We start from the raw sequence: 9,954 nt of genomic DNA, 5'->3' as shown, positions 1-9,954 counted from the left end.
GTTCCGGCGGGTCCTGGGTCATCGCGGTAAGCCTACGGCGGCGGAAGGAGGTGTTCCGCGCGCCGCCGCAGGTCATGCCATTGGTTGAGGCCAATATAAGTGGGTGCGTCGGTGTGCGGAGCGCTGGCAGAAGTCGGCGGACAACGGCCATAGTTGGCCCACTTCCGTGCACCTGACCGACCTGTTCCCATCCCGCAGGCAACCACGTCGACTGGGGGTCCCCTTGATGGACCGAGCTGACCGACCCGACCGAGCTGACGCCATGTCCCGCAGATCCGTCCTCGCCACGGCCGCCGCCGTGGCCGCCCTCGCGGCCAGTGCGGGCCCCGCGCTCGCCGCCCCGGGCGCGGGCACCGCCGGACACCGCCGCCCACGCGCCGACCGGCACGTGGACAACCACTTCTGGACCACGGGCGCCGACTGGCACACCGGCACCGCCGAGGGCACGGCCGTCACCACCGGGGCCAGGCCGGGGCTGCGCATCGAGACGCCCGCGGGCCGCACCGACTACGCCGACCCGCACACCGGCAGGACCGCCACCTGGGAGTACGCCCGGTGGACCTCGCCCGTGCACCGCTCCACCGTGCCCGCGACCGAGCTGATCGCGTCCTGGAACGCCGACACCCCGACGGGCACCTGGCTCCAGACCGAGCTCCAGGGCACGTACACGGACGGCACGAAGACCCCCTGGTACGTGATGGGCCGCTGGACCAGGGGGGACGACAAGGAGCAGGACATCCGGCGGACCTCCGTCGACGACCAGAAGGACGGCAGGTCCACGGTCTGGACGGACACCCTGTCGTTGGACGACCCGGCGGCCGGGCCGCGCGTCGTCTCCTACCAGCTCCGGCTCACGCTGTACCGCAAGCCGGGGGCGACCGGCACCCCCACGGTCTGGCGGGCCGGGACGATGGCCTCGGCGGTCCCCGACCGCTTCACGGTCCCCGCCTCCAGGCCGGGCCTCGCCAAGGAGCTGAAGGTCCCCCGGTACTCGCAGGAGATCCACGCCGGCCAGTACCCCGAGTACGACAACGGCGGCGAGGCCTGGTGCAGCCCGACCTCCTCGCAGATGATCATCGAGTACTGGGACCGCAGGCCCACGGCCGCCGACCTCGCCTGGGTCGACCCCTCCTACGCCGACCCGCAGGTGTGCCACGCGGCCCGCCAGACGTTCGACTACCAGTACGACGGCTGCGGCAACTGGCCCTTCAACGCGGCGTACGCGGCCACGTACAGGGACATGCAGGGCGTCGTGACCCGGCTCGCCTCGCTCACCGAGCTGGAGACGCTGATCGCCGCGGGCATCCCGGCCATAACGTCCCAGTCCTTCCTCAAGGAGGAGCTGACGGGCGCCGGGTACGGCACGGCGGGCCACCTGATGACCGTCATCGGCTTCACGGCGGGCGGCGATGTCATCGCCAACGACCCGGCGTCCCCCAGCAACACGGCGGTGCGCCGCGTCTACAAGCGCCGTGAGTGGGAGAACATCTGGCTCCGCACCAAGCGCAAGAACGCCGCGGGCAAGGTCGTCTCCGGCACCGGCGGCGTCTGCTACCTGTACTTCCCGGTCAAGCTCGGCGCGGCGCAGAGGAAGGCGCTGGCGGCCGTCGGCATCAAGTGAGCGCCGTCGGGGGCGCGGGCCGCTCGTCGCCCGCGCCCCCGGCCGTGCTCACGTCACCGGGTCGACCACCCAGTCCGGGTGCCCCGGCATCGGCGGGGTCTTCGAGCCGTACAGCCACGGGTGGAGGAAGCCTTCGAGGTCCTCGCCCGCGACCTTCGACGCCAGGCCGATGAACTGCCGCGTACCGGCCGTGCGGCCCTTGTACTCGCTCACCCAGGCGCGTTCGATCCGCTGGAACGTCGCGTCGCCGACCTTCTCGCGCAGCGCGTAGAGGACGAGCGCCGAGCCGTCGTAGCGCATGCGCTTGAAGAGGTTGGGCTCGGTCGGCTCGGCCGGGGCGCCGTAGTCCTTGCGCCACTGGTCGTGCGCCGCGTAGGCGGTCTTCATCGCGGCCTCGAAGCTGTCCCCGCCGTTGGCCTGCGAGTACAGCCGTTCGTAGAACCGGGCGTGCCCCTCGCTCACCCAGAGGTCGGACCAGTTCTCCAGGGCCACGCTGTCGCCGAACCACTGGTGGGTCAGCTCGTGCACGAGGTTGCGCTCGGCGTCCACCTTGGTGCCGAGCAGGTCCGCCTTGGGGACGAGGGACAGCGTCTGCGTCTCCAGGGCCACCCCGAGGCCGGTGTCGCCGACGAGGACTCCGTAGCGGTTGAAGGGGTAGGGGCCGAGCCGCTCCTCCAGCCACTTCAGATGGCCGGGGGTGAGCGCGCGGTACGCGGCCGTCGGCTCGACGAGGGCGTCCGGCACGACGTCCCGCAGTGGGAGCCCGCCGGGCCCCTCGCCGTCGATCAGCTGGAACCTGCCCACCGCGAGCTGCACGAGCTGGGTGGACAGCGGCTGCTCGGAGTCGTACGTCCAGCGCAGCCTGCCGCCGGGGATCTTGACGCGGGAGACCAGCCTGCCGTTGGCGACGGCCGTGCGGTCGCCGGGTGTGGAGATGCGGAAGGTGACCGGCGCCCGCTGACTCGGGTGGTCGTTGCCGGGGAAGATCAGCCGGGAGCCGTTGGGCTGCGGGTAGACGACCGTGCCGTCGGGCGTGGGGATCCAGCCGTAGTCCTCGATGGCGTCGTCGCGGTGCCGGGTCTGCGTCGGGTCGGCGGTGTAGGTGACCTTGACGGTGAAGGAATCGCCCTTGGCCAGCGGGGCCCTGGGCGTCACGGTCAGCTCGTCGCCCTCGCGCGAGGCCGCCGCCTTCGCGCCGTCGACGGTCACGGAGTGCAGGGTGTTGCCCGCGAAGTCCAGGTTGAAGCGCGAGAGCGCCTGGGTGGAGGTCGCCCTGATCGTGGTCGCCGCCTCGAACGGCGTCTTCGGCGCCTGCCAGTCGAAGTCCAGGTAGTAGCGGTCCACGCGGTAGCCGCCGTTCCCGTCGAGCGGGAACAGCGGGTCGCCGAGTCCTGGCGCGCCGGGCGACGGCTTCTGGGCAGGGGCCTGCGCGGCCTGTGAGACGGGTGCGGTGAGGGCGGCCGCCACGGTGATCGCGGCCGCGAGGGCGAGCCGCGCTCCGCGGTGGGACGTCCGGTAGGTGCTCATCGGGAACCTCTCGGTCGGATGCTGCCCGGTCGTGCGCCGTGTCCCGGCCGGGAGGGGGTGGTGTCCCGCCGAGGACACGTCGTGTCTCGTCTTAGACGCACGGCACCCGCCCTCAGTTGTGGGGTGACCAAGCTCTCTCCCCCAACCGGCCGAGCTGCTGGCAAGGTGGAGGGGTCCTGTGGGGGGATGCCACTTCTGGAAAGCACTTCCAGTCGAACGTCAGCGAGAAGACATGACCGCGACCTCTGCCACCGCCGTCCGCGTCCAGGCCCGTACCGGCGGACCCAAGGAAGACGGACCCAAGCTGCTGGAACACCTGGCGGGCTGGACGCTCGTCATCGTCCTCGCGATGCTCGTCACACAGGCCGGTCTGCTGTGACCTGGCTCTCGCCGTCGGCGGTGCCGTGCCGGGTGCCGAGAACGCGGCCTGGATCTGGATCACGCCGCCTCCCTCACGCCGACGCCCCGAGGGAGAGCCCGCCCGCGACGATCTCGTCCGAGGTGACGAGGGCCTGTTCGGCGCTGACGTCGGTCATGAAGACGAACGGCGGCACGAGGGGCGGCACCGGCAGCCGGTCGGGCGTGAACGTCAGACAGACGAGGCCTTCGAGGCACCCCCTGAACTTGGTCAGATACAGGGTGACGCTGCCGCTCAGGTCCAGGGTGTCCGCGCCGAGGGACAGTTCCCCGCCGCCGTCGCGGGTCCGCAGCTCGTAGTCCGTGAGTGAGGCCGCCCTCATCCGCAGCACCATGACCTTCAGCGGACCGTCCGCCGTCGGAATCTCACGCACGCCCGCGACCAGGAAGCCCTTCGGCGCGAAGAGGGTGGTGGTGACGGTCGGCGGGGTCCGTGCCGCCTCGATGTCCCCGGCGGCGGGGGCGGCCTTCGCCGGGCCGCCGTGCACGATCCCGGCGACGATCACCACGGGCAGCAGCACCGCGAGCGTCCTGGTGCCCTGGCCGTCGCGCACCTTCGGCGGGGCCGGATCGTCTGCGTCGTCTGTGTCGTCTGCGGGCACCGGCGTCCAGCCGAAGCCCATGGCGCTGCCCGCGATGCCGAGGAGCATGCCGACGAGGAAGCCGCCGAGGTTGGTCGCCGCGAAGGAGAGCACGGAGAGGATCAGGGCGTTGACGCTCACATAGTGGTGGGTGTGCGGCAGCAGCCACAGGAAGAGACCCGCCACGACCAGGGCGATCCCGATGCCGAGCGCCGCGAGCCCGCCGATCCCCAGGCTGACCAGGACGGTCAGCGGGGAGAGCGGCAGGAGCAGCAGTTCGGCGCCGCCCAGGATCAGCAGCAGGCCGCCCCAGAAGGGCCGGGTGCGCCGCCAGCGGCGCAGCACCCGGCGCTGTTCGGGCCAGGGCAGGCGCCGGTCGAGCGGGCCCCCGCCGTCCCTGCGGAAGGCCCGTACGCCGCCCCTGCCGCCGCCGGTCAGAAGCACTTCTTGCCGCCGAGGCTGACGTCCACCCGCATGCCCTTGAGCCGGAAGTTGCCGCCGGTCGCCGACCAGGCGTGCGACTTCACCCCGGAGACCGTGATGTCCCCGGCCTGGAGCCCGAACTTGCCGCGCTCGCCCTTGATCCCCGGCACCTCGTCGAGCGTGGAGGCGTCCCTGCCGATCTGGGCGGTGCCGAAGCGGGCGTCGCCCACCAGGTCCTCGCCGTCGATGACGAGGTTGCTCGCGGTGACGTTTCCCGCGTCGCCGCCCGCCGTCAGCTTGAAGACGACCGTGCCGACCGGGGTCTTCACCTCGGCGGCCTGACAGATGTCGGACAAGGTGGCGTCGCCGATCCCGAGGAGCGCCACGGGGTGCCCCTTGCCGTCGACGTCCCGGTCGGTCTGCACGTATGAGGAGAGGCCCTGGCTCGTCAGCTTGCCGGACGACACCTGAAAGCTGGTGCCCGACACGGCGAAGGAGGCGGCGAGGGCGCCCTCGGCCATCGCGGAGGCCATCACGCCGACGGCCAGCACGGCCGGCATGGCCACCACGGCCGTCTTCTTCCACGAGGTCCTGCCCTGGGGCAGCGGGTTGCGTCTGGCGTTCACTGTCTTCCTCCCGTACGTCGTTCGCGTGCACAGGCGTGCGCAAGGGGAGTGCGTGAAGGGCCGTCGGGAGCAGGTCCGGCAGGCGGCGGTGGTCTGCCATACTGCGGATTTCCCGAGGCAGTTGGAGACTAGGGCTGAAATTGAATAATAGTCAACAGCGCGGCTCCGACCGCTCCGCGGCGCGGCGCGCCGAACTCATCGCCATTGGCCGGAAGTTGTTCGCCGACACGTCCTACGACGCGCTCTCGATGGATGACATCGCCAGGCAGGCGGGCGTCGCCAAGGGGCTGATCTACTACTACTTCAAGTCCAAACGCGGCTACTACCTGGCGATCATCGAGGACTCCGTCGCCGATCTCGTCGCGAGCGCCAGCCGCCACGACGACCTGCCGCCCGCCGGGCGGGTGCGGCGCACCATCGACGGCTATCTGCGCTACGCCGAGCACCACCAGGCGGCCTACCGCGCCATCGTCAGCGGCGGCGTCGGCTTCGACGCCGAGGTGCACGCCATACGCGACGGCGTGCGCGAGGCGATGATCGGGGCGATCGCCGAGGGGGCGTACGGCCGCAAGGACATCCCGCGCATGGCCCGCACCGCGCTGATCGGCTGGCTGTGCAGCGTGGAGGGCGTCGCGCTCGACTGGATCGGCCACTTCGAACTGGACCGCGAGCGGGTCTGCGAGCTGCTCACGCGCACTCTCGGGGACACGCTGCGCGTCATCGAGGACTTCGAGCCGTCGTACCCGGCACCGGCGCAGCCCTGACGCGGACACGCGAAAGGGGTGGGAGCCCGGTCCGGCTCCCACCCCTCAGCGGGTGCGCACGCGCGCGTGGTGCGTCAGTTGATGGCCTTGATCAGCTCACCGTTGGCCGTGTCACCGCTGAGCTCCCAGAAGAACGTGCCGCCGAGTCCCTGCTGGTTCTTGTAGGTCATCTTCCCCGCGATGGTCGCCGGGGTGTCGTAGCTCCACCAGTTGTTGCCGCAGTGGGCGTACGCGGTGCCGCCGACCGTGCCGTTGGCCGGGCACTTGGTCTTCAGCACCTTGTAGTCGTCGATGCCCTGCTCGTACTTGCCCGCCGCCGGGCCCATGGCGGTGCCGCCGGGGGCCTTCTGGGTGACGCCCGTCCAGCCGCGGCCGTAGAAGCCGATGCCGAGCAGCAGCTTGTTCGAGGGGATGCCGAGGCCCTTGAGCTTCTTGATCGTGGCGTCGGAGTTGTAGCCGTCCTTCGGGATGCCGCTGTAGGAGGTGAGCGGCGAGTGCGGGGCGGTCGGGCCCTTCGCGTCCCAGGCGCCGAAGTAGTCGTACGTCATCGGGTTGTACCAGTCGACGTACTGGGCGGCGCCCGCGTAGTCGGCCGCGTCGAGCTTGCCGCCGGCCGAGGCGTCGGCCGGGATCGCCGCGGTCACGAGGTTGTTGCCGCCGAACTTCGAACGGACGGCGGACATCAGCTTCTTGTACGCGTCGCGCCCGCTGGTGTCACACGTCAGGCCGCAGGCGTTCGGGTACTCCCAGTCGATGTCGATGCCGTCGAAGACATCGGCCCACTTGGAGTTCTCGACCAGGTCGTAGCAGGACTGGGCGAAGGCCGCGGGGTTCTTGGCCGCCTCGGTGAAGCCGCCCGACCAGGTCCAGCCGCCGAAGGACCACAGCACCTTGAGGTTCGGGTGCTTCTTCTTCAGCTTGCGGAGCTGGTTGAAGTTGCCGCGCAGCGGCTGGTCCCAGGTGTCGGCCACCCCGTCCACCGACTGGTCGGCCGTGTACGCCTTGTCGGTGGCCGCGTAGGCGTCGCCCATCGCGCACTTGCCGCCCTGGACGTTGCCGAAGGAGTAGTTGATGTGCGTCAGCTTGTTGGCGGAGCCCGACGTCTCGATGTTCTTGACGTGGTAGTTCCGGTCGTAGACGCCCCATTCGGTGAAGTAGCCGACCACCTTGGAGCCTGCGGCGGCCTTCTGCTGCGGGGCATCGCTCTGCCCGGCGGCGGCGGTACCCGCACCGGCCAGCAGTCCCGCGCCGAGGACGGCGCAACAGGCGGTGGCGACGAGGGCCCGGAAGCCCGTGCGGGAAGTGTGCGGTCTGAGCATCGTGTCTCCTCGTGGGGGAGGACCCGGCGAAGGGAAGGGCGGGGTGGTGCTGTGGACCTGCTGCGCCAAACGTGGAGAAAGCCCGCTCGGCATGGTTGTCACGCTTGGCATGAACGCGGTGAAACGTTCGGGGGAACAGTAGGAGGACTAGACCAGTGAGGTCAATGGTGCGTACCAATGTCGGCGCCGATGCCGCCGTCCTCGGCGACCGTCCTCGGCGGCCTTGGTTGAGATCTCGCATCATTGTTGAGTAAGCGGTCGTTAACTAGTGACTGGCTGTCGCTGATCGGGCATACTCAACGCGCCCGAGCCGCTGGTCAGCCGCTTCCGTGACCCGGAAGGAGACCCTGGCCCGGCACTGTTTTTCGGCGGCGCCGCCTCACCCCGCGCGGGCGTCCGCCGCAGCCCCACAGGGAGGAGAGCGACATGCCCGACCACGCCTTGCAGCCGGTGGAACGTCAGCTGCCCACGGACGAGGCCAGGGATCTGCTCTCGCTCGTCCGGGACATCGTCCAGCGCGAGATCGCGCCGGGGGCGGCCGAGGAGGAGGACGCCGGGCGCTTTCCGCGCGAGGTCTTCGGGCTCCTCTCCGAGGCGGGACTGCTCGGCCTCACGTACTCCTCCGAGTTCGGCGGCGGCGACCAGCCCTACGAGGTCTACCTCCAGGTGCTCGAGGAGCTCGCGGCGGCCCGGCTCACGGTCGGTCTCGGCGTCAGCGTCCACTCCCTGTCCTGCCACGCCCTCGCCGGGTACGGCACCAAGGAGCAGCAGGCCGCGCACCTGCCCGGCATGCTCGGCGGCGGTCTCCTCGGCGCCTACTGCCTCTCCGAGCCCTCGTCGGGCTCCGACGCCGCGTCGCTGCGCACCAAGGCGGTGCGCGAGGGCGACGACTGGGTCATCACCGGCACCAAGGCCTGGATCACGCACGGCGGCGTGGCCGACTTCTACACCGTCCTCGCCAGGACCGGCGGCGAGGGCGCCCGGGGCGTCACGGCCTTCCTGGTGCCGGGCGACGCGGAGGGCCTGACGGCCGCGGCGCCCGAGAGGAAGATGGGCATGAAGGGCTCGCCCACCGCCCAGATCCACTTCGACGGCGTCCGCGTACCGGACTCCCGGCGCATCGGCGACGAGGGCCAGGGCTTCGCGATCGCGCTCTCCGCGCTGGACTCGGGGCGGCTCGGCATCGCCGCCTGCGCCATCGGGGTCGCCCAGGCGGCGCTCGACGAGGCGCTCTCGTACGCCACCGAGCGGCGGCAGTTCGGGCGGCCGATCGCGGACTTCCAGGGGCTGCGCTTCATGCTCGCCGACATGGCCACGCAGATCGAGGCGGGCCGCGCGCTCTACCTCGCCGCGGCGCGGCTGCGGGACGCGGGGCGGCCGTTCTCCAAGCAGGCGGCGATGGCGAAGCTGCTCTGCACGGACGCCGCGATGAAGGTGACGACCGACGCCGTGCAGGTACTCGGCGGGTACGGCTACACCGCGGACTTCCCCGTGGAGCGCTTCATGCGCGAGGCGAAGGTGCTCCAGATCGTCGAGGGCACCAATCAGATCCAGCGCATGGTCATCGCACGTCACCTCGCGGGTCCCGACTCGCGCTGAACGGGCCGCGCGGCACCGGCGGCGCCACCAGCATGCTCCACTCCGGGTCGTGGTGTCCGGGCAGGGTGCGGCCGCGGTCGGCCCAGGTCCTGATCAGGGCGCGGTAGATCGGCGGGTCCTGGCCGGTGTGCTGGTGCACCTGCGGGTACCTGGCCTGGTACGACTGCGGCGGCTGCTCGGCCTGCGGCGGCTGCGGGGCACGGAAGGCCCCCCGGGGAACCGCTTGTGCCGAGGCGGGCACGGTCACCAGGGTGCGTCGGCGGCGGCCGGTGGGCACGTGCGCCGGACCACTGTCCGTAGGGGTCATACCAGGCCAACGCCCACCGCCACCCCCAGGTAACCGGCGCACGGAATCGACCGCCAGTTCAGGGCGTGCGCGGGGGCGGCGCCCGGGGCGCGCGTCTGTCCACCCACCGCCCTGCCCTGCGGGGCGCCCGCTCGCCAGGACCCCTGCCCGGGGGTGGCCTGCCTGCGGGCCGCCGCGTGCGACGCGCTCGTCCGTGGGCGTCTCCTGCCTGCGGGGCGTTGGCTCGTGTGCGGTCTTCGTCCGCGCGGTGCCGTGCCTGCGGGCCTCCAGCCCGTAAACGTCCCTGCCCACTGGGCGCTCGTCCGTGAGTGTCTCTTGCCCGCGAGGGTCTCTGCCTGCCAGGCGCCCGCCCGCCTGTGTCTCCTGCCTGCGGGGCGTTGGCTCGTGTGCGGTCTTCGTCCGCGTGGTGCCGTGCCTGCGAGGCCTTCCGCCCGCGGGGGGTCCCTGCCCCGGGCGCCTGCCCCGGGCGACCGCCCGCGAGTGCCCCCTGGCTGCGGGGCCTCCGCTCGTAGGAGCTGTCCGGCCGCGAGGCGGCCTGCCTGCGGGGCGTCGTCTGCGAGTGCCCCCTGGCCGTGGAGCGTTCGCTCGTGTGGGATCTTCGTCCGCGAGGTGCCCTGCCTGCGGGGCCTCCCGCCCGCGTGTGTCTCCCCGCCCGCCGGGCGCCCATCCGTGAGTGTCCCCTGCCTGGGGGCGCTCGCTCGCGGGCGATCTCCGTCCGCGGGGCGCCCTGCCTGCGAGGCCTCCCCCCGGCGAGGGCCCCCAGGCAGGGG

Annotated in this window: 9 protein-coding genes; 4 read left to right on the top strand and 5 right to left on the bottom strand. The window is 71.6% G+C overall.

Going from position 1 to position 9,954, the window contains the following annotated elements:
- Positions 1-262: 262 nt before the first annotated feature.
- Positions 263-1,621 carry a peptidase C39 family protein gene (locus tag AB8Z36_RS18915; RefSeq protein WP_440581948.1) on the top strand — a complete coding sequence of 453 codons (1,359 nt, stop codon included), beginning with the start codon at positions 263-265 and terminating at the stop codon, positions 1,619-1,621.
- A gap of 48 nt (positions 1,622-1,669) precedes the next feature.
- Here the strand turns inward: AB8Z36_RS18915 and AB8Z36_RS18910 are convergent, their stop codons facing one another.
- Positions 1,670-3,148 carry a M1 family metallopeptidase gene (locus AB8Z36_RS18910; protein WP_369214507.1) on the bottom strand — a complete coding sequence of 493 codons (1,479 nt, stop codon included), beginning with the start codon at positions 3,146-3,148 and terminating at the stop codon, positions 1,670-1,672.
- Positions 3,149-3,380: 232 nt separating this feature from the next.
- Here AB8Z36_RS18910 and AB8Z36_RS18905 point away from each other — a divergent pair, with 232 nt between their 5' ends.
- Positions 3,381-3,527 (top strand): SCO1431 family membrane protein, encoded by a 147-nt coding sequence (locus tag AB8Z36_RS18905; protein ID WP_369214506.1) that lies wholly within the window; start codon positions 3,381-3,383, stop codon positions 3,525-3,527.
- A gap of 73 nt (positions 3,528-3,600) precedes the next feature.
- On the opposite strand, the gene AB8Z36_RS18900 is transcribed toward AB8Z36_RS18905, so the two are convergent.
- Together AB8Z36_RS18900 and AB8Z36_RS18895 are read right to left on the bottom strand one after the other, a co-directional pair.
- Entirely contained in the window at positions 3,601-4,590 is a 990-nt protein-coding gene (locus tag AB8Z36_RS18900) for a DUF6114 domain-containing protein (protein WP_440581947.1), read from the bottom strand.
- Entirely contained in the window at positions 4,581-5,129 is a 549-nt protein-coding gene (locus AB8Z36_RS18895; protein WP_369214509.1) for a DUF6230 family protein, read from the bottom strand. The genes AB8Z36_RS18900 and AB8Z36_RS18895 overlap by 10 nt, the downstream gene beginning before the upstream one ends.
- A 206-nt stretch (positions 5,130-5,335) precedes the next feature.
- On the opposite strand from AB8Z36_RS18895, the gene AB8Z36_RS18890 reads away from it, so the two are divergent.
- The gene (locus AB8Z36_RS18890) at positions 5,336-5,959 is read left to right on the top strand and encodes a TetR/AcrR family transcriptional regulator (RefSeq protein ID WP_369214505.1); all 624 of its coding nucleotides are present in this window, start codon (positions 5,336-5,338) and stop codon (positions 5,957-5,959) included.
- Positions 5,960-6,033: 74 nt separating this feature from the next.
- Here the strand turns inward: AB8Z36_RS18890 and AB8Z36_RS18885 are convergent, their stop codons facing one another.
- Positions 6,034-7,278 (bottom strand): glycoside hydrolase family 18 protein, encoded by a 1,245-nt coding sequence (locus tag AB8Z36_RS18885; RefSeq protein ID WP_369214504.1) that lies wholly within the window; start codon positions 7,276-7,278, stop codon positions 6,034-6,036.
- 426 nt (positions 7,279-7,704) lie between these two features.
- Here AB8Z36_RS18885 and AB8Z36_RS18880 point away from each other — a divergent pair, with 426 nt between their 5' ends.
- Positions 7,705-8,877, top strand: a complete 1,173-nt coding sequence (locus tag AB8Z36_RS18880) for an acyl-CoA dehydrogenase family protein (RefSeq protein ID WP_369214503.1) — start codon at positions 7,705-7,707, stop codon at positions 8,875-8,877.
- Here the strand turns inward: AB8Z36_RS18880 and AB8Z36_RS18875 are convergent.
- On the bottom strand, positions 8,840-9,154 hold the full coding sequence (locus tag AB8Z36_RS18875; RefSeq protein ID WP_369214502.1) for a hypothetical protein: 315 nt from the start codon (positions 9,152-9,154) through the stop codon (positions 8,840-8,842). The two genes, AB8Z36_RS18880 and AB8Z36_RS18875, sit on opposite strands and share 38 nt — an antisense overlap.
- Positions 9,155-9,954: the final 800 nt, after the last annotated feature.

It is taken from the genome of Streptomyces flavofungini (genome assembly GCF_041028215.1).
GTDB lineage: Bacteria > Actinomycetota > Actinomycetes > Streptomycetales > Streptomycetaceae > Streptomyces > Streptomyces flavofungini_B.
Note: the sequence above shows the minus strand (reverse complement) of the source record. Positions and strands in the feature narration are given on the sequence as shown.